This is a genomic window from Micromonospora sp. WMMB482 (genome assembly GCF_019038635.1).
Classification (GTDB): domain Bacteria; phylum Actinomycetota; class Actinomycetes; order Mycobacteriales; family Micromonosporaceae; genus Micromonospora; species Micromonospora marina.
In genome coordinates this window covers 4,325,023-4,342,356 of sequence record NZ_JAHOPD010000020.1, presented here as the reverse complement: position 1 = coordinate 4,342,356, position 17,334 = coordinate 4,325,023, and the positions used below count along the sequence as shown (strand labels likewise).

The following is a 17,334-nucleotide window of genomic DNA, read 5'->3' as shown; positions in this document are numbered from 1 at the left end:
CGTCAGCCGGCCGCTGCCGGGGCGGGCACCGCCGCACGGTGCGAACGGGTCAGGCCCGCGACGAGCAGCAGGTACGCGCTCAGCTCCACCACCGCCACGAGGGCCGGTACGGGCTGCGGCAGCATCCGGGTGGGTGTGACGGCGTACCAGGCGAACAGTGCGGTGCTGTCGACCGAGTAGGGCAGCGGCACCGCCTCGATGGCCGCGTCGAGCAGCGGCAACGCGAGCATCGCCAGCAGTGCCGCGCCGGTCGCGGCGAGCCGCCGGCCCCGCCCGGCGAGCAGCACGGCGAGCGCCAGTGCGGCGAGTGCGAGCGCCAGCGGCGGCAGCACCGCGAGGACGAGCGCGGGCACGACATCGGCCTGGTCGTGCCCCGGGCCGCCCACCCGGGTCAGCGTGCTCTCGGTGCGGACCTCCACGACCCGGGTGCTCGCGGCCACGGCGGTGCCGATGCCGGTGACCCGGACGGCCGCGTACCCGACGACGGGGGCGGCGGCGACCGCCGCGGCGATCAGGTGCCGGCGCCGTCCGCGGCCCCGGAACGCGACCAGCAGCACCGCCACCGCGACCAGCGCCGCCCAGCTGCCGGCGAACGCCGCGTCGAAGCCGGCCGTACTGTCGAAGGCGCTGTCGCCGCTGCCGTACACCACCCAGCCGAACTCCCCGGCGCCCGGCTCGGCCGGCATGGTGCGGGCCGCGTCCACGAGCAGCGGTACGAGCGCCGCCGGCACCGCCCAGCGCGGAGCCGGCAGTCCGGCGGCCACCGCGTACGCGAGCAGCAGCGCCAGGCCCAGCACCTCGGCGCCGCGCCAGAGCGGGGCGGCCACCAGGACGCCGACGACGTGGGCGACGGCGGACACCGCCGCGAGGATCAGCAGCAGCGGGGCGCGAGGCACCGGCGGATCCTTTCACGACACACCGGTCCGCCGCCGCCCCGTGATCGTCAGCTGCCGGTCGGCACCTGGTCCTTGACCTCGTCGTAGCCGACCGCGCCCGGCGCCGGGGCCGGGGTGTAGATCACCCGGATCACGCCGGTCGGGTACGCCTCCGTAGCGGCCACCCGCAGGTGGTACGGCGCGTCGCCCTCGTCGAACAGCCGGCGGCCCTTGCGTGCGGCCACCGGGTGCACCAGCAGCCGCAGCTCGTCCACCAGGCCCGCGGCGAGCAGTTGCTGCACCACCGAGATCGAGCCGGGAATGAGGATGCCCTTGACGCCGCTGTCGGCCTTGAGCGCGCGCACGGCGTCCACCAGGTCGCCCTGGATCAACTCGGAGTTGCGCCAGGAGAACTCCAGCGGCTGGCGCGAGACGACGACCTTGCGCATGTCGCCGAGCTGCTTGGCGAACGGCGCGTCCTCACCGCCGGCGGCCTCCCGGTCGGGCCAGGCGCCGACGAAGCTGTCGTACGTCTCGCGCCCGATCAGCAGCACGTCGGAGGTGTCGTAGTCCTCGCCGACGGCGCGGCCCATGTTGTCGTCGAAGTACGGGAAGTGCCAGTCGGGGTCGATCTCGGCGACGCCGTCGGCCGAGATGAACAGCGTGGAGATGACGTTGGCCATCGCGGTGCTCCTTCACAGATGGGTTCGACGGGTTGACCGCCGTACCGGGTCGAACTCATCGGACCGCGACGACGTCACCCGGGGGTCAGAACGTGAATTCCGGCGGAGCGCCCTCGCCCACCCGCCCGTCGACCGCCTCGCGGAGCAGGTCCGCGTGGCCGGTGTGCCGGGCGTACTCCTCGATCATGTCGAGGAGCATCCTGCGGACCGTGGGGGTGCGTCCGTCCGGCCAGGTGAACGACGACGGCCCGGCCAGTCCACGCTCGGCCACGACGGCGTCGACCAGCCGACGCGACCGCTGTACCGCTGCCCGCCACAGCGCGTACACGTCCTCCGGTGCGGCCTGCGCGCCGAAACGCCAGTCCCAGTCGGGTTCGGCGTCGAAGTCGACGCCCTCCCACGGCGGTCCGTACCCCTGACCGGCCGTCTTCACGGCCAGCCAGTCCGCCTCGACCAGGGCCATGTGCGCGATCAGGCCGCCGAGTGTCATGGTGCTGGCGGCGGTGACCGCGCGCAGGCCGGTCTCGTCGAGCCCGTCGGTCTTCCAGGCGAAGGTCCGCCGGTTGCGCTCCAGGACGGCCAGCAGCGCCCCGGCCTCGGTCTCGGTGTCGGTGCTCGCGTCACCCATCACCGAAGCATAGGCAGCCGGCGAAATCCGCGGGGGCGGCGCGACGGTCGGCGTCAGCCCGGGGTGAGGACGCAGAACTCGTTGCCCTCCGGGTCGATCAGCACCCGCCACGGGATGTCGGCCCCGCCCAGGTCCGCGGCGGTGGCGCCGAGGGCCCGCAGGCGGGCGGTCTCGGCGTCCAGGTCGTCCGACGGGTACGGGCGGACGTCGAGGTGGACGCGATTCCAGCCGGTCTTCGCGTCGGCCGTGCGGGCGAACCGCAGGTACGGCCCGACACCCTGAGCGGAGCGCAGCACCGCCTTCTGGTCGGTCGCCTCGTGCACTGTCCAGTCGGTGGCCCGGCTCCAGAACCCGGCCATGGCACGCGGGTCGGCGCAGTCGACCACCACCTCGGCGATCGGTCCGGTGTCCGCATGCCGCGGGTTCGGCTCCCGTACGCAGAACTCGTTGCCCTCCGGGTCGGCGAAGACCGTCCACGGCACGTCGCCCTGGCCCACGTCGGCGGGGGTGGCGCCGAGCGCGGTCAGGCGCGCGACCAGCTCCGCGTGGTGCGCGGCCGAGGTGGTCGCGAGGTCGACGTGGACGCGGTTCTTCGCTGTCTTCGGCTCGGCGGAGACGACGAGGTCGACGTAGACGGCGCGGGGGTCCGGGTACGTGAAGCCCTCGGGCTCGAGGTTCGTCACGCCGGGGGCCTCGCTGGACATCTCCCAGCCGAGCACCTCCGCCCAGAAGCCGCCGAGCGCCACCTCGTCGTGGGCCTTGATGTTGATCTGTACGAGCCGGGTTGCCATGGCGGCGATGGTAGGTGCCGCGCCGGGTCGCCGTGGTCCCGGCAGGTGATCAGGAATCGAGAAGCGCACCGTCACCGCCGCGCCATAGCGTTGTCCCCAGGCGGTCGGCACCACGCGGACCGCGAGCCACGAAGGGGGATCGAGATGTCCGACGGTTTCAGCGCCGAGGAACGCGCCGCGATGAAGGAGCGCGCGGCCGAGCTGCGCACCGAGGGCAAGAAGGGCGCGAAGAAGGCCGACGACCTCCAGGCGGTGCTCGACCGGATCGCGCAGATGGCGCCGGAGGACCGGAAGCTGGCCGAGCGCGTGCACGCCACGATCACCGCCGCCGCGCCGGACCTGTCGGCGAAGACCTGGTACGGCATGCCCGCGTACGCCAACGCGGCCGGCAAGATCGTCGTCTTCTTCCAGGACGCGGGGAAGTTCAAGTACCGCTACTCGACGCTGGGCTTCCAGGACGCGGCCAACCTCGACGACGGCGACATGTGGCCGGCGTCGTTCGCGCTGGTGAAGTGGAGCCCGGAGGTGGAGAAGAGGATCACCGAGCTGGTGCGGGCCGCTGTGTCCTGACCCCGTGCCGTCAGGCGGTCGGCACCCGTGCCTCCCCCGGCGTCCCGGGAGGCGCTCCAGGAGGTACGCGAGGTGGACCGGCACGTCCGGACGTACGGTCATGGCGGGCTCCCATCGCGTCGCGGCGGTCCATCCGTTCTGCACCGCTGGTGGCACCCTGCCGCCGCTAGCGCTGCCAGGAGTCGAGGCCGCTGACCGCGGCCCGGGCGACGTCGTCGGCCAGGCCGGGGTCGTTGCTGCTGCCCTCCCAGCCCTGGTCGTGCACGACCGTGACAGCGTCGGCGACCCGGATCACGAGGATCTGGCTGGTGGTCCGCCCCTCGGCCGGGCTGCCGTTCAGGTTGGTCGCCGGTCGGCTCACCGTCACCAGCAGGGCCTCGTCACCGGTCCCGGGCATCTGCTCGGACCGGACGGTGACGGTGCCGCCCGGCGCCTGGAACGACCGGCAGTCCGCCACCGCGCCGCTCACCCGGCGCAGGTAGTCGGCGGCGCCGTTGTCCTCGAAGGCGAAGACGGTCTGGTGCAGCGTGCCGTAGGGCACGTTCTCCGGCGGATCCTTGGGCTGCTTGTAGGTGCTCATCATGGCGGCGCTCGCGGTGACCGACCGCCCGCCGCTGCGGAACTCCTGGTCGCACAACTCCGGCAGCGCGTCGGTGACCTCCATCGGCTGCGCGTCGGTCTTGCGCAACTCCGGCGGCAGGTCGGCGAAGGCTGACGTCGGAATCGTCACGCGCCCGCCGGACGACTGTGACGCCGACGGCGTCGCCGACGTGGGCGACGGGACCGCCGAGGTCGCGCCCGGAGCCGCGTCGCCGCCGTCGTTCTCACCGCCGCCGCCACACGCGCCGGCCAGCAGCGCGGCGACGAGCAGGGGTACGCCAAGCATCCGCCTACGGCGGCTCGGTGTGCTCACGTCGACCTCCGTCCCGTGCCCGTCCCGAGGACGTTCCCGATGCCACGTCCCGCGAAACAGCGCCTGCCTTCCCAACGCCCGCACCCCCTGCCACGTTCCGGGGCGCAGGCTCGGCGCTTGGAAAGTCCAAAAGTTGTTTGCGCAAATGGTAATTTGCGATAGCGTGAGGGGCATGCGTTCGACCGGTGCGGACCTCGACCTCGACCTCGACCTCGCATTCGCGGCGCTCGGCGACCCGGTCCGCCGCGCCCTGGTGACCCGCCTCGCCCGTGGAGAGGCCACAGTGGGCGAGCTGGGTGAGCCGTTCGACCTGACGCCGCAGGCCATCTCCCACCACGTCGGCGTGCTGCGCCGGTGCGGCCTGGTGGAGCAGCGACGGGAGGGCACGCGGCGACCGTGCCGGCTGCGCGTCGACCGGCTCACCGGGTTGGGTACGTGGATCGACGAGCAGCGCCGCGCCTGGGACGACCGTCTCGACGCGCTGGAGACGCACCTCGGCGATCCGGAGACGGCCCGGTGAGGGCGGCTACCGAACGGCACGGCGACGAGCTGATCGCCCGGCGCCACCTGCCCGCCGGGCCGGACCGGGTGTGGGAGGCCTTCACCTCACCGTCCGGCCTCGCGGCGTTCTGGGGCGGCTCGCACGCCACGGTGCCGCAGGCGTCGGTGACCGTCGACCTGCGGCCCGGTGGGGGGTTCGCGCTCGACACCCGCGCCCCGGACGGCCGGACCGGGCGGCTGCGGTTCGTCTACGTACGCGTCGACCCGCCGCGTGCGCTGGTGTTCGACGAGCCGGTCACCGGTCTGCGCACCACAGTCACGTTGCGGCCCGCCGGGAACGGCACCGACCTCACCGTCCACCAGCGCAAGCTCCCGCCCGAGCTGCGTACCGACCAGGCGGCCGACGGGCTCGCCTCGATCCTCGACGCCCTCGCCGCCCACCTCCGACCCGACGATGGAGACACCAGTGACCCGAGCATCCCAGCGTGACCTGGTCGCCGAATACTTCGCCGGCTTCCGGGCGAGCGACCACGAACGCATCCTCGCCACCCTCACCGACGACGTCGAGTGGGTCATCCACGGCCACCGGACCACCCGGGGCCGGGCGGAGTTCGACGGCGAGATCGAGAACCCGGCCTTCACCGGCAGCCCGCAGCTCGACGTCGAGCGCGTGCACGAGGACGGGCCGGTCGTCGTGGTGACCGGGGAGGGACGGGGGGTCAGCGTCGAGCACGGGCCGTTCCGCTTCGCCTTCAACGACCTGTTCACGTTCCGGGACGGGCTGATCGCCCGCGTCGACTCCTACGTCGTACCGCTGGCGTCCGCCGGGCCGTGAGCGCGGCGGCCGCCGGACCGGGTGAAGGCCCGGCGGTACGCCGACGGCGAGGTCCGCATCGCGGCGGCGAAGTGGTGCCGGAACGTCACCGCCGTCTCGAACCCGACCGCTGCGGCGACCTCCTCGATCGGCGCGGTGGTGGTCTCCAGGAGCGGCAGGCTGGCCTGGACGCGCCGGTCGATCAGCCACCGGATCGGGCTGGTGCCGGTGGCCCGCGCGAAGTGCCGCAGGTAGGTGCGGGCCGACATGTGCGCCCGCCGCGCCAGCCCGTCGACGGTGATCGGGGCGTTGAGGTTCGCCAGCGCCCAGGACATGCTGGCGGAGAGCCGGTCGTCCTCGGGGTCGCCCGGCACCGGCGCCTCGACGAACTGCGCCTGGCCGCCCTCGCGGTGCGGCGGCACGACCAGCCGCCGGGCGACCGCGTTGGCGATCGTCGGGCCGTGGTCGCGGCGTACCAGGTGGACGCAGAGGTCGAGACCGGCCGCGCTGCCGGCGCTGGTGAGGATGTCCCCGTCGTCGACGTAGAGCACGTCCGGGTCGACGCGTACCGCCGGGTGGCGCCGGGCGAGCAGGTCGGCGTACCGCCAGTGGGTGGTGGCGCGGCGGCCGTCGAGCAGTCCCGCGCCGGCCAGCGCGAACGCGCCAGAGCAGATCGACACGATCCGGGCGCCGCGCCGGTGGGCCGCGCGGAGCGCGTCGGTGAGCGCCGGCGACGGGTCGGCGTGCACGTCGGCGACGCCCGGCACGATCAGCGTGCCGGCGGCGGAGAACGCGTCGAGGCCGTGGCCGGTGTGCAGCGTCGCGCCGCCGACCAGCCGCACCGCGCCGGGCGTCTCCGCGCAGACGGTCAGTTCGTACCAGGGCACGTCGAACTCCGGGCGGGGCAGGCCGAAGACCTCCGTGACGATCCCGGTCTCGAACACCGACATGCCCTCGTACGCGAGCACCGACACCGTGGCGCGGTCCATGGCGGGATCTTAGCGAAGGGCGTCACTCGCGCCACTGGAGCGGCCGGACGGCGGCCACCACGATGGATGCCATGTCGAACGTCCTGCGCATCCCCGCCGCCCGCCCCGCCGACGCCCTCGCCCACTTCGCGGCCCGCCTCTCGTTCGAGGCCGACGTTAGCGACGTGCACGCCGACCTGGAGGCGGGCGTCCCGGGCCTGGTCGTGGTCGACTCACGCTCCCTTCCGGCGTGGCGGCAGGGGCACATTCCCGGTGCCCTGCACCTGCCCACCGCGGAGATCGCCGGCCGGGCGGGCGAGCTGGTCCCGCCGGACGCCACAGTCGTCACCTACTGCTGGGGGCCGGGCTGCAACGGCGCCACCCGCGCGGCGCTGGAGTTCGCCCGGCTCGGCCGGCCGGTCAAGGAGATGATCGGCGGGTACGAGTACTGGGTGCGGGAGGGCTTCCCGGTACGCACCGGGACGGGGCTGGTCCGGCGGACCGCCGACGACCTCACCGCCCCGGCCGGCGCTTCGTGCGGCTGCTGAGGCGTGTCGGTTCCGTACAAGACAGCAGGTCGGGCCGTTTCTAGCATGGCCGCATGCGTGATCTTGTCTACACCGGATTCATGTCGCTCGACGGCGTGGTGGACTCCCCCGGCGGCGGTCCGGGCGAGGAACACCGCAGCGGCGGCTGGGTCGTCAAGGACGTCGAGTTCCTGCCGGAGGCGTTCTCGCTCAAGGGCGAGGAGCTGGCGCAGACCACGGCGCTGATGTTCGGGCGGCGCAGCTACGAGGCGTTCGCGTCGACCTGGCGCGACTCCGAGGACCACGCCGCCTACCGGGACCTGCCGAAGTACGTGGTGTCGTCCAGCCTGTCCGAGGACGCGCTGATCGACGGCTGGGGACCGCTGACCGTCCTGCGGAGCACCGCCGACGTCGCCGCGCTCAAGCAGGGCGACGGCGGCGACATCTTCATCCATGGCAGCGCGGAGCTCGCCCGTCGTCTCGCCGAGGCGGACCTGATCGACAGGTACCACCTGCTCGTCTTCCCGGTGCTGCTCGGCGCCGGCAAGGGCCTGTTCAGCCAGGCGGACCGGGACCGGCAGGCGCTGCGCCTGCGGGACTCGGCCGCCTACCCCAACGGCGTCGTCAAGCTGATCTACGACGTGACCCGCTGAGCCGGGTCCAGCGCTATCGCACCACCGGCGCCCGCGCGCAGCTCACCGGCCGTCCGCCCGACGTACCGGCGCAGCGCGCGGGCCAGGTGCGGTTCGTCCACGTACCCGAAGGTGGTGACCGCGTCGGCGGGCGGGCCGCCCGCGGCCAGCAGCACGGCGGCGCGACGCGCGCGGTCGATCTGCCGCACCGCGCCCCGGGTCAGCCCGGTCGCCGCCCGGAACCGGCGCTCGAGGGTACGCGGTGACGCCGGTGGACGGCCGCCGCGCAACGTCTCGGTGACGAGCGGGTCGCGGACCACCACACCGGCCCGGACCAGCCGCTCCACCAGGGCCTCGGCGTCGTCCGGGCCGGGCGTGGCCCACCGGCCGCCGTCGAGCCGGAAGGTCCTCCGGCTCACGTCGGGCAGCTCGGCGCCGCCGTCCACCAGCGCGGGCGTGGGTACAAGCCGCAGCGAGGTGCCCACCGCGAACTCGATGCCGACGAACGTCGCCCCCTCGGGCACGGGCGCGGTGCCGGTGGCGGTCTCCGGGCCGGAGACGGCCGCGTACGAGCGCCCGTCGCGCTGCCAGAACACGAGTCCCCAGCACGGCGTCGCCACCGAGGTCATCTCGTCGACCCGATCGCTGGTGCAGGTCCACACGGTGTCGATCCAGGCCGAGTCGGACGCCCGCGTGGTGAACCGCAGCTCCACAGCGGGAGCATACGGCGGTCGTCAGTGGGCGGGGGTCTCGTCCCGGGCGGGGTAGCCGAGGATCTCGGCGAGGTCACCGGCCGCCTTCGTGTACGCGGCGTAGATGTCGTCGTCGAAGTGGTTGCGCCAGTCGCCGGACGCGCCTTTGCGGTAGTGGGAGATCCGCCCCGGGGTCTCCTTCGACTTCTTCATCTTGGTGAAGCTGTAGCGGGCCAGCAGGGCCTCCAGCTCGGCCGGTGGCAGCGTGATACCGCAGTGGCGCATGAGCTGGTCGACCTCGTCGGCCTGCCGCTCTCCGGTCAGGTCCTCGTAGCGGAACAGCCGGAACGTCTCGTCGCTCGGCGCGGCCGCCCAGGACCGCATCTGCCCGAACTGCTTCTTGTCGCGCAGGCGGTCGATGACGTAGAGCATGCCCTCCTTCTTCGGCAGTTCCTGGAGGGCCTTGCGCGCCTGCGGGATGTCGCCCATCGGGGCGTGCGAGTTGCGCAGCGAGAAGTAGCTGGACACGACCACGTCGCGCGGATCACGGATCACGAAGAACGCGCGGTAGCTGCCGGCCTTGGGCACCGCCTCGAACCGCTTGTGGGAGAGGAAGATCGCCAGGCCGATGCGGCCGGCCGGCACCGGCGCGGTCACGCCGCCGGAGTAGAAGCGCGGGTCGTAGGGCAGCAGCCCGCAGTGGCGGTAGACGGCCGGGTCGCTGAACAGCGCCTTGATCCACTGGCTGCCCGTCTTGCGGACGGTGCAGTGGAAGATGTTGGCGAACTCGCTGCGGGCCACCACCGGGACGGTGAGCCGCATGCGGGCGTTGCGCGCTTCCATCTGCGCCCGCCGGGCCTTGACGCGCAGAGAATTCGGCGAATTGTGCTTGGCGAATTCAACGGCCCGATTAATCATTTCCCAACCTCATCCGGACCCCGCGGAGCAGGGGCAGCACGAACACCTTTCCGCACGTCACGCAGGTGAAGTCCGCAGACCTGGCCTGCTCCGCCCCGCGCCCCGACGCGCCGCTAGGAATATCCCCGACGGTCCGATTAATGTCAATCCCGGCCCCCTGGGAGCCGGCTCTCGACCCGAGCTGACGCCTACCCGGCGTCGACCGCGGCCAGCACTGTCATCGCCTCCCGTTCGCGGACGGCCAGGTCGGCCAGGACCGCCGACGCGCGAGTCAGGTGGGTGGCGTCGCCGCTGCGCCCGGCGGTGGCGATGTGGTCGGCGACGGCGGTCCACAGCGGCGCGATGCCGGCGTACATCCGCTGCGCCCGGCGCAGCCGCGCGTCCCCGGTGACGGTGGCGGCCTCGGCGAGGAAGTCGCGGTACACGGCGCGGAACAGCGCGCCGCCCGTGCCGCCGCGTTCCATCAGCGTCGCGGCGAGCGGAAGGTCGCGTGCCGGGTCGGCGGCGCGGTCCAGCCAGCGGGTCACCCGGGCGGCAGTGGTGGCGATCCCCCGGTGGCCGAGGTTGGCGATCGGCGGGTTGAGGAACGCCGCGGCGTTGGCGCGTACCGCCGCGCGGACGGCGGCGGCCAGGTCCGGCGGGCCGCCGGGAGCGGTGAGCGTGTACGACAGGTGCCGCGCGGTCATCGGTCCGCGCGCGGCGCGGGCCCGGGCCAGGCTGTCCAGCGTGGTGGTCACCGCGCCGCCCTGCTGGGCGGTGTCGACCAGGTGGGCGTGGGTGTCGTCGTAGCCGTACATCGCGACTGTGTGCCCGCCGAAGTGGACCTTGGTGGTGAAGTAGTCCAGGTGGTACGAGTCCAGTTGCAGGCCGACCGGCTGCCCGGCGTCCAGCGCCTCGGTGACGTCGCGCCACGCCTTGGCCGCCGACGTCGTCTCCCGGACGCGCAGGTCCAGCCCGAGGCGACCGGCGGCGGCCCGGGTGACGCACAACGGTTTGGTGCGCCCGCCGAGGAACGGCACGTCCATGCCCTTGGCGTCCCAGTAGACGAAGCCGAGCCCCTCGCCGAGGCCGAACAGCATCGGCTCGGACAGGTCCAGCCCGGCGTGCCGCGTCAGCACGCCGAGCGTGGTGGTCTCGCAGTGCGCCCCGCCGGTCGGCGTCACGTCGTCGAGGATCACGTCGGCTCCTGTTCCGCCGTCACGGCGTTCGGGTCGTGCACCACTGCCGCGCTCGGGTCATGCGTCGCGACGAGGGCGCTCGGGTCGTGGTCGGGGGCCGGGGACAGCAGTGGGCGCAGCGGCCCGTCGCCGGGGACGCCGGGCATCCGGCGGGCCACCCCGGCGAGCAGGTCGGCGGCCTGGACGCGCGGGTCGTCGCGCGAATCGGTCATCACCAGCCCGGCCAGCGGTGACGGCCCGGCCGGGTCGCCCGGGGCCAGCGCCGCCTGGAGCCGGCGCAGCCGGTCCTCGGTGAGCGCGCTCTGCTCGTCGTGGACGACCAGCACCCGTCGCCCGTCGCCGCTCCAGTGCAGGACGGTCTCGGCCAGCGCCGGCAGCAGCGGCTCCAGCGGTGGCGGGATCGTCCGGTCGCCCGCGTACAACCGGGCCTGCACGGCTGCCACCCGGGCCGGGTCGAGCGCGTCGAGGACCGCGCCGGCCGGTCCGTCGCCGACGTGGCGGCGCAACTCGTCCCGGGCGGCGAAGAACCGTGCCACGCTCCGGTCGTCCGCCCGGTCCCGCCGCTTGGTGCGCAGCATCTCGACCACGGCGGTGAGGAAGACCGCCCAGCCGGGCCCGGCCGCCCGCCCGGCCCGGTGCAGCGCCGCCGCGGCCGGACGCCGGTCACCGGCGCGGCGGGTGCCCGCCGCGTACGACGGATCGGCCAGCAGCAGGTCGACGACCCGGGTGGCGAGGAAGAACTCCTTGTCGACCAGGTGCACGTGCGCCCGGCCGCGCAGCGCCGACAGGAACCACTCCACCACCTCGGCGGCCTCGCGGCGGCGCAGGAACTGCCGGGACTTGACCTCGTCGGGCGAGAACCGGAACCCGGACCGCAGCGTACGGATCACCGCGGCCGCCTCGTCGCGGCTCAGGTCGACGCTGGCGTGGACGATCACCGGGGTGGCCGGGTCGAGCAGGTTGGTGCCGGAGAAGCCGGACTCGTCGCAGGCGATCTCCCGCACCGCGCCGGTCGTCACCTCGCCGGGTGGCAGCCCGCCCTGGAGCGGCAGCCTCGCACCCGTCGACCCGGCCATGCCGACCATGCTCGCCCACCCGGCCCGCGACGGACCAGCGGTTGACCCGGATCGGGCCGCAGGCGGGTCGTGCCGCCTCATTCCACCGGCCGGTAGATCGCCGCCAGGCGCGGAAGACGGGCGCGCATCTGCGCGTCGTCGCCGAAGTCGAAGTCGTCACCGGCCGGGTCGGTCGGCGCCCGGTCGGGAGCAGCCCGGTCGGCGGCGTCGAGCGCCTCCCAGAACGCGTCGGTGCCCGCACCGGTCGCCTGGGCGTAGGCGTCGCCCGCCGCGCTCAGCACCGCCTCACAGTCGACCGCGTTGTCGTCCGGGTCGACGCCGGCCCCGGCGAGCGAGTCGGGATCGGCGACGGACCGCTCCCAGACCGCCCGCCCCTGCGCGACCAGCCAGCCGCGGAAGTAGTCGAATCCGTCGTCCGAGCAGCCGCCGCGCATCAGGTAGGCGGCCGCCCACAGGTTCCAGCGCCACGCCTCCAGATTCACGTCGTCGTACGCCTGCTCGAATCCCACGATCGCCGCCGGGCTCAGCACCGACAGCTCCGCGACCAGGTGCCGGGCCACCGACCGGGCTCCCTCGGCGGTGACCGTCTCGCGTCCCGCGGCACGACGCGCCCGCTCCACGATGTCCCAGAACGTCTCCCGATCCACGGCGGGACCGTACGCCCACCCACCGACAAGCTGTCAGCGGCCGTGTCAGCGCCGTGTCAGGGCGGTGGCGGTACGGCCACCCATGGTGGTCGCATGACGAGCTCAGCGATCGCGGTCTCCGGACTGCGCAAGGCGTACAAGGACCGGGTGGTGCTCGACGGCATCGCCCTGGACGTCCCCGCCGGGACGATCTTCTCCCTGCTCGGCCCGAACGGGGCCGGCAAGACCACCACCGTCAACATCCTGACCACCCTGATCCGCGCGGACGCCGGGTCGGTGCGGGTGGCCGGGCACGACGTGGCCACCGAGGCCAAGGCGGTCCGCGCGGCGATCGGCGTGACCGGGCAGTTCGCGGCGGTGGACGAGCTGCTCACCGGGCGGGAGAACCTGCAACTGATGGTCGACCTCGGCCCGCGCAACCGCGTGACCGGCAAGCGGGTCGTCGCCGAATTGCTGGAACGGTTCGACCTGGTCGAGGCCGCCGACAAGCTGGTGTCGACGTACTCCGGTGGCATGCGCCGCAAGCTGGACCTGGCGATGACGCTCGTCGGCGAGCCGCGGATCATCTTCCTGGACGAGCCGACGACCGGGCTGGACCCGCGCAGCCGCCGCACCATGTGGTCGATCATCAGGGAGCTGGTGGCCGACGGCGTGACCGTCTTCCTCACCACCCAGTACCTCGACGAGGCCGACCGCCTCGCCGACCGGATCGCGGTGCTCGACCAGGGCCGGCTGGTCGCCCAGGGCACGCCGGAGGAACTGAAGCGCCGGATCCCCGGCACGCACGTGCGGTTGCGGTTCGGCACCGTCGCCGAACTCGACGCGGCGGCGCTGGTGCTGCCCGAGGCGGTACGCGACGAGGAGTCGCTGGCGCTGCGCGTGCCCACCGACGGCGGAACCGAGGCGCTGCGCGCCCTGCTCGACCGGCTCGACGCACACGCGATCAGCGCCGCCGACCTGTCCGTCCAGACCCCCGACCTCGACGACGTCTTCCTGGCCCTGACGGGCCGCGCCCCGGAGGTGGCCGCCAAATGAGCAGGAACCACTCGGTCGTCATGCTGCGACGCAACCTGACGCACCTGCGCCGCAACCCGACCTCGGTGTTCAACGCGGTGCTGATGCCGATCATCGTCATGCTGATGTTCGTGTACATGCTCGGCGACGCGTTCTCCGTCGGCGTCGACTACGTCGACTACGCGACGCCGGGCCTGATGCTGCTGGCGGTCTGCTACGGCCTCGGCGGCACCGCGACGGCGGTGAGCTCCGACATGACCAAGGGCGTCATCAACCGGTTCAAGGTCATGCACGTCTCCCGGGGCGCGGTGCTGACCGGCCACGTCGTCGCCACCGTGCTGACGAACGTCCTCGCGGTCGCGGCCCTGGTCGGGGTGGCGTTCCTGCTCGGCTTCCGCCCGGCCGCCGATCCCCTGCACTGGCTCGGTGCGACCGGCATGGTGGTGCTGCTCAGCGTCGCCGTCAGCTGGTTCACCGTCGCGCTGGGCCTGTTCGCGAAGTCGCCGGAGTCGGCGGGCATGGCCGCCGTGCCGCTGGTCCTGCTGCCGTTCTTCAGCAGCGCGATCGTGCCGGCGGACAAGATGGGGCCGGGACTGCGGCAGTTCGCCGAGTACCAGCCGTTCACGCCGATCATCGAGACCCTGCGCGGCCTGCTGGGCGGCGCGCCGTCGGCCGGCGACGTGATCCCCGCGATCGCCTGGTGCGCCGGCATCGCGGTGGTCGGCTACCTGTGGGCACGGTCCACGTTCACGAAGCGAGCGTGATCTCCACCAGCCGCTCCCAGCCGGTCTCCCGGCCCTGTGCGACCGCCTCGGCGAACCTCGCGTCGCCGAGGCGGTCGCGCGCCGCCGCCTCGATCCGGGGCACGTCGGGGTGGGCGCGGTCGGGCAGCCCGCGTACCGCGGTGGCGGCACCGAGCAGCCGCGCCGCCTGGTCGGGCCGGTCCAGCCGGAGCGCCAGGTCCGCGACGCCGACGAGCACCTGCGCGGTCAGCGGCGCGTAGCCGCCCTCGCGCGCTGCCCGGCACGCCGCCGCCCGATGGGCACGCGACTGCTCGACGTCCTCGGCCAGGTGACCCAGCAGATCCTGAATCCCGGCCCGGACGCCGGCCAGGTCCGCCTCGTCGCCGAGCAACGCCGACACCGACCGCAGTTGCGCGTACGCCTCGTCCGCGTCGCCGTCGTGGCGGGCCAGGTACGCCTTCGTCAGCGCCAGCTCGGCCAGCGCGCCGGGCCACGCCACCCGGGCGGCGAGCCGCTGCGCCTCGGCCACGGCGGCGCCACTCGCCGCCTCGTCGCCGGCCAGCCGGTACAGCCAGGCCAGCCGCGCCCGGATCCGGATCACGTCCTCGACCGCGCCGACCTCGGTGACCGCCGTGACGGCCTGCTCGTAGTGGTCGCAGGCGGCGGCGACGTCACCGCGTACGGCGATCAGCTCGGCCAGCTCGCTGAGCGCGAACGAGATCCCGAACCGTTCGCCCACCGCCCGGAACTCGGCGAGCGCCTGCCGCAGACACGCTTCCGCCTGCGCCGCCTCGATGCCGAGGATGACCCGCAGCTTGCCCAGGTGCAGCCGGGCCAGCGCGCGTACCCACGGATCCTCGTGGTCGAGCAGCGACTCCCAGGCGGGTAGCAGCCGGTCGGGTTCCCGGAGCATCCGCTCCAACGGCACGACCAGCGCCAGCTCCGGGTGACCGCCCCGGCCGTCCCCGCCCAACCGGTACGCCTTGTGGATCCACTCCGCCGCGTGCTGCGCGTCGCCCGGCCCGGAACTGAGGAACAGCACCACGAGCCCGTACACCACGGCACGGATGTCGTCGGGCACCTCACCCGGCGCCGCGGTGGCCGCGATGATCAGTTCCATGCCCTCGGCCCGGTGGCCGCCGAGCCACCAGTACCAGCCGGCGCCGGCCGCCAGCCGCATCGCCTCGCGCCCCTCGCCAGCGGCGAGCGCGCCGCGCATCGCGGCGGTGATGTTGTCGTGCTCGGCTTCCAGCCGGGCGAGCCAGGTGAGCTGGTCGGCGCGGCGCAGCCGCGGAGCCGCCGCCTCGGCGAGGCCGATGAAGTACGCCAGGTGCGCGTGGCGCGCGAGGTCCACCTCCCCCGCCTCGGCGAGCCGCTGTGCGGCGTACTCCTTGATCGTGCCGAGCATGCGGTAGCGCGGCGCGACGTCGCCGGCGGCGACCAGCAGCGACTTCTCGGTCAGCGCGGTGAGCAGGTCGAGCACGTCGCCCGGCTCGACGGCGCCGCCGGCGCAGACCCGCTCGGCCGCGTCCAGGCTCGCCCCGCCGGAGAACACCGACAGCCGGCGCAGGGCCGCGCGTTCGGCGTCGGTGAGCAGTTCCCAGCTCCAGTCGACCATCGCGCGCAGCGTCCGGTGCCGGGGCAGGGCCGTCCGGCTGCCGCCGGTGAGCAGCCGGAACCGGTCGTCGAGCCGGGTGGCGAGCTGGTCGGCGGACATGGTGCGCAGCCGCGCCGCGGCCAGCTCGATCGCCAGCGGCATGCCGTCGAGCGCGCGGCAGATCCGCGCCATCGTCGTCGCCGTGCGGGCGTCCGGCGCGAGGTCCCGGCGGACCGCGGCGGCCCGGTCCCGCAGCAGGCGCACGGCGGGCGACGACTCGACGTCGGCGGCAGCGGCGTCGCCGTCCGGCAGGCCCAGCGGCGCGACCGGCCACAACGTCTCCCCGGTGATGCCGAGCGGTTCCCGGCTCGTGGCCAGGATCCGCAGCCGCCGGCACTCGCCGAGCAGCCGGTGGGCCAGCGCCGCCGCCGGTTCGACGACGTGTTCGCAGTTGTCCAGGATCAGCAGCATCTCCCGGTCCCGGATGGCCGCGACGAGCCGGTCGGCGGGCTCCGCGCTGCCCGCGTCGCCGAGCAGCGCGTCGCGCAGGCCGAGCCCGGAGATGGTCGCCTGCACCACGTCGCCGTCGGCGCTGACGGCGGCGAGCTCCACCAGCCACACGCCGTCCGGCAGGTCACCGGTCAGCCGGCGCCCGGCCTCCGTGGCCAGCCTGGTCTTCCCGGAGCCGCCCGGACCGGTGAGCGTGGTGAGCCGGTGCTCGGCCACCAGCGCGCCGACCGCGGCGAGGTCGGTGTCGCGGCCGACGAAGCTGGTCAGCTCGGCGCGCAGGTTGGTCCGGCGGGTGTCCTCCCGGCGTACCGTCTCGCCGCGCAGCAGGGCGACGTGCAGCGCCGACAGCTCCGGCGACGGATCGGCGCCCAGCGCGTCGGCGAGCGCGTCGGCCGTGCGCTGGTAGACCAGCAGCGCCTCGGTGTCCCGGCCGGCCGCGACGAGCGCCCGCATCAGCGCCATGGCCAGCCGCTCCCGCACCGGATGGGCGGCCACCAGGTCGGTCAGCTCCGGGATCAGGTCCGCTTCCCGGCCGAGCCCGATCTCGGCGTCGAACCGGTCCTCCGTCGCGGTCAGGCGCAGCCGTTCCAGCCGGGTGGCCGCCGCGTCGAGCGCCGGACTGTCCGGCAGGCCGATGTCGCGCAGCGCGTCCCCGCGCCACAGGCCCAGCGCCTCGCGCAGCAGCCGTACCCGCTGCGGCCCGTCGCCGTCGCGGGCCCGGCGGACGAGACGTTCGAACCGTACGGCGTCGACGGCGTCGGGCTCGACGGCGAGCCGGTAGCCGTCCGGCAGCCCGTCGACGGCGCCTGCTGGCAGCGCCTTGCGCAGCCGCGACACCAGCCGTTGCAGCGCGTTCGCGGCGTCGGCGGGCGGCTGCTCGCCCCAGATCCAGTCGACGAGCGTCGTCTTGGGGACCACGCGGCCGGGCGCGAGCGCGAGGGCGGCCAGCAGTCCGCGCAGCCGCGCGCCCGGCACGTCGGCCGGTACGCCACCGTCCGTGGTGACCTGGAACGGCCCGAGCAACCCGATCTGCACGCGCCGATCCTGCCACGCCCGG

The 17,334-nt window shown here is 74.0% G+C and carries 20 protein-coding genes; 8 read left to right on the top strand and 12 right to left on the bottom strand.

What is annotated here, in order from left to right:
- Positions 1-2: 2 nt before the first annotated feature.
- The 4 genes from KSK32_RS21675 to KSK32_RS21660 form a co-directional block, all read right to left on the bottom strand.
- Positions 3-896, bottom strand: a complete 894-nt coding sequence (locus KSK32_RS21675) for a hypothetical protein (RefSeq protein ID WP_216932846.1) — start codon at positions 894-896, stop codon at positions 3-5.
- Between the two features lie 47 nt (positions 897-943).
- Positions 944-1,558: a dihydrofolate reductase family protein gene (locus tag KSK32_RS21670; RefSeq protein ID WP_216932845.1), complete on the bottom strand. Its 615-nt coding sequence runs from the start codon at positions 1,556-1,558 to the stop codon at positions 944-946.
- A gap of 85 nt (positions 1,559-1,643) precedes the next feature.
- Entirely contained in the window at positions 1,644-2,186 is a 543-nt protein-coding gene (locus KSK32_RS21665) for a DinB family protein (RefSeq protein WP_216932844.1), read from the bottom strand.
- 53 nt (positions 2,187-2,239) lie between these two features.
- Positions 2,240-2,977, bottom strand: a complete 738-nt coding sequence (locus tag KSK32_RS21660; protein ID WP_216932843.1) for a VOC family protein — start codon at positions 2,975-2,977, stop codon at positions 2,240-2,242.
- A 144-nt stretch (positions 2,978-3,121) separates the two neighbouring features.
- Here KSK32_RS21660 and KSK32_RS21655 point away from each other — a divergent pair, with 144 nt between their 5' ends.
- Positions 3,122-3,547, top strand: a complete 426-nt coding sequence (locus tag KSK32_RS21655; protein ID WP_216932842.1) for an iron chaperone — start codon at positions 3,122-3,124, stop codon at positions 3,545-3,547.
- A 166-nt stretch (positions 3,548-3,713) separates the two neighbouring features.
- Here KSK32_RS21655 and KSK32_RS21650 read toward each other — a convergent pair whose 3' ends face one another.
- Positions 3,714-4,460, bottom strand: coding sequence for a hypothetical protein (locus KSK32_RS21650; protein WP_289256357.1), 747 nt, complete (start codon positions 4,458-4,460; stop codon positions 3,714-3,716).
- A 172-nt stretch (positions 4,461-4,632) separates the two neighbouring features.
- Here KSK32_RS21650 and KSK32_RS21645 point away from each other — a divergent pair, with 172 nt between their 5' ends.
- From KSK32_RS21645 to KSK32_RS21635, 3 genes are read left to right on the top strand one after another with little or no spacing between them, the layout of a single operon-like run.
- Positions 4,633-4,980: a helix-turn-helix transcriptional regulator gene (locus tag KSK32_RS21645; protein ID WP_216932841.1), complete on the top strand. Its 348-nt coding sequence runs from the start codon at positions 4,633-4,635 to the stop codon at positions 4,978-4,980.
- Positions 4,977-5,450 (top strand): SRPBCC domain-containing protein, encoded by a 474-nt coding sequence (locus KSK32_RS21640; protein WP_216932840.1) that lies wholly within the window; start codon positions 4,977-4,979, stop codon positions 5,448-5,450. Before KSK32_RS21645 ends, KSK32_RS21640 begins: the two co-directional genes overlap by 4 nt.
- Positions 5,428-5,796 carry a nuclear transport factor 2 family protein gene (locus KSK32_RS21635; protein ID WP_216932839.1) on the top strand — a complete coding sequence of 123 codons (369 nt, stop codon included), beginning with the start codon at positions 5,428-5,430 and terminating at the stop codon, positions 5,794-5,796. The genes KSK32_RS21640 and KSK32_RS21635 overlap by 23 nt, the downstream gene beginning before the upstream one ends.
- Here KSK32_RS21635 and ftrA read toward each other — a convergent pair.
- Positions 5,763-6,764, bottom strand: a complete 1,002-nt coding sequence (gene ftrA, locus KSK32_RS21630; protein WP_216932838.1) for a transcriptional regulator FtrA — start codon at positions 6,762-6,764, stop codon at positions 5,763-5,765. The two genes, KSK32_RS21635 and ftrA, sit on opposite strands and share 34 nt — an antisense overlap.
- A gap of 62 nt (positions 6,765-6,826) precedes the next feature.
- Here ftrA and KSK32_RS21625 point away from each other — a divergent pair, with 62 nt between their 5' ends.
- Positions 6,827-7,291, top strand: a complete 465-nt coding sequence (locus tag KSK32_RS21625; RefSeq protein ID WP_216932837.1) for a rhodanese-like domain-containing protein — start codon at positions 6,827-6,829, stop codon at positions 7,289-7,291.
- 53 nt (positions 7,292-7,344) lie between these two features.
- Entirely contained in the window at positions 7,345-7,923 is a 579-nt protein-coding gene (locus KSK32_RS21620; protein ID WP_216932836.1) for a dihydrofolate reductase family protein, read from the top strand.
- Here the strand turns inward: KSK32_RS21620 and KSK32_RS21615 are convergent.
- The 5 genes from KSK32_RS21615 to KSK32_RS21595 form a co-directional block, all read right to left on the bottom strand.
- The gene (locus tag KSK32_RS21615) at positions 7,905-8,615 is read right to left on the bottom strand and encodes a helix-turn-helix domain-containing protein (protein WP_216932835.1); all 711 of its coding nucleotides are present in this window, start codon (positions 8,613-8,615) and stop codon (positions 7,905-7,907) included. The genes KSK32_RS21620 and KSK32_RS21615 overlap by 19 nt on opposite strands.
- A gap of 21 nt (positions 8,616-8,636) precedes the next feature.
- The gene (locus KSK32_RS21610; protein WP_216932834.1) at positions 8,637-9,512 is read right to left on the bottom strand and encodes a sulfotransferase domain-containing protein; all 876 of its coding nucleotides are present in this window, start codon (positions 9,510-9,512) and stop codon (positions 8,637-8,639) included.
- Positions 9,513-9,700: 188 nt separating this feature from the next.
- The gene (locus KSK32_RS34595; protein WP_216932833.1) at positions 9,701-10,690 is read right to left on the bottom strand and encodes a BtrH N-terminal domain-containing protein; all 990 of its coding nucleotides are present in this window, start codon (positions 10,688-10,690) and stop codon (positions 9,701-9,703) included.
- The gene (locus KSK32_RS21600) at positions 10,687-11,766 is read right to left on the bottom strand and encodes a DUF3800 domain-containing protein (protein ID WP_216932832.1); all 1,080 of its coding nucleotides are present in this window, start codon (positions 11,764-11,766) and stop codon (positions 10,687-10,689) included. The genes KSK32_RS34595 and KSK32_RS21600 overlap by 4 nt, the downstream gene beginning before the upstream one ends.
- A 77-nt stretch (positions 11,767-11,843) precedes the next feature.
- Positions 11,844-12,413: a DUF4240 domain-containing protein gene (locus KSK32_RS21595; protein WP_216932831.1), complete on the bottom strand. Its 570-nt coding sequence runs from the start codon at positions 12,411-12,413 to the stop codon at positions 11,844-11,846.
- A gap of 93 nt (positions 12,414-12,506) precedes the next feature.
- Here KSK32_RS21595 and KSK32_RS21590 point away from each other — a divergent pair, with 93 nt between their 5' ends.
- Together KSK32_RS21590 and KSK32_RS21585 are read left to right on the top strand one after the other, a co-directional pair.
- Positions 12,507-13,448 (top strand): ATP-binding cassette domain-containing protein, encoded by a 942-nt coding sequence (locus KSK32_RS21590; RefSeq protein ID WP_216932830.1) that lies wholly within the window; start codon positions 12,507-12,509, stop codon positions 13,446-13,448.
- On the top strand, positions 13,445-14,191 hold the full coding sequence (locus KSK32_RS21585; protein WP_216932829.1) for an ABC transporter permease: 747 nt from the start codon (positions 13,445-13,447) through the stop codon (positions 14,189-14,191). Before KSK32_RS21590 ends, KSK32_RS21585 begins: the two co-directional genes overlap by 4 nt.
- Here the strand turns inward: KSK32_RS21585 and KSK32_RS21580 are convergent.
- Entirely contained in the window at positions 14,175-17,312 is a 3,138-nt protein-coding gene (locus KSK32_RS21580; RefSeq protein ID WP_216932828.1) for a BTAD domain-containing putative transcriptional regulator, read from the bottom strand. The two genes, KSK32_RS21585 and KSK32_RS21580, sit on opposite strands and share 17 nt — an antisense overlap.
- Positions 17,313-17,334 lie beyond the last annotated feature (22 nt).

What these genes read in the sequence shown, in the direction of transcription:
- KSK32_RS21670 (WP_216932845.1), bottom strand. Translation starts at nt 1,558, where the DNA reads ATGGCCAACGTCATCTCCACGCTGTTCATCTCGGCCGACGGCGTCGCC.
- KSK32_RS21665 (WP_216932844.1), bottom strand. Translation starts at nt 2,186, where the DNA reads ATGGGTGACGCGAGCACCGACACCGAGACCGAGGCCGGGGCGCTGCTG.
- KSK32_RS21660 (WP_216932843.1), bottom strand. Translation starts at nt 2,977, where the DNA reads ATGGCAACCCGGCTCGTACAGATCAACATCAAGGCCCACGACGAGGTG.
- KSK32_RS21655 (WP_216932842.1), top strand. Translation starts at nt 3,122, where the DNA reads ATGTCCGACGGTTTCAGCGCCGAGGAACGCGCCGCGATGAAGGAGCGC.
- KSK32_RS21645 (WP_216932841.1), top strand. Translation starts at nt 4,633, where the DNA reads ATGCGTTCGACCGGTGCGGACCTCGACCTCGACCTCGACCTCGCATTC.
- ftrA (WP_216932838.1), bottom strand. Translation starts at nt 6,764, where the DNA reads ATGGACCGCGCCACGGTGTCGGTGCTCGCGTACGAGGGCATGTCGGTG.
- KSK32_RS21625 (WP_216932837.1), top strand. Translation starts at nt 6,827, where the DNA reads ATGGATGCCATGTCGAACGTCCTGCGCATCCCCGCCGCCCGCCCCGCC.
- KSK32_RS21620 (WP_216932836.1), top strand. Translation starts at nt 7,345, where the DNA reads ATGCGTGATCTTGTCTACACCGGATTCATGTCGCTCGACGGCGTGGTG.
- KSK32_RS21610 (WP_216932834.1), bottom strand. Translation starts at nt 9,512, where the DNA reads ATGATTAATCGGGCCGTTGAATTCGCCAAGCACAATTCGCCGAATTCT.
- KSK32_RS21600 (WP_216932832.1), bottom strand. Translation starts at nt 11,766, where the DNA reads ATGGCCGGGTCGACGGGTGCGAGGCTGCCGCTCCAGGGCGGGCTGCCA.
- KSK32_RS21590 (WP_216932830.1), top strand. Translation starts at nt 12,507, where the DNA reads ATGACGAGCTCAGCGATCGCGGTCTCCGGACTGCGCAAGGCGTACAAG.
- KSK32_RS21585 (WP_216932829.1), top strand. Translation starts at nt 13,445, where the DNA reads ATGAGCAGGAACCACTCGGTCGTCATGCTGCGACGCAACCTGACGCAC.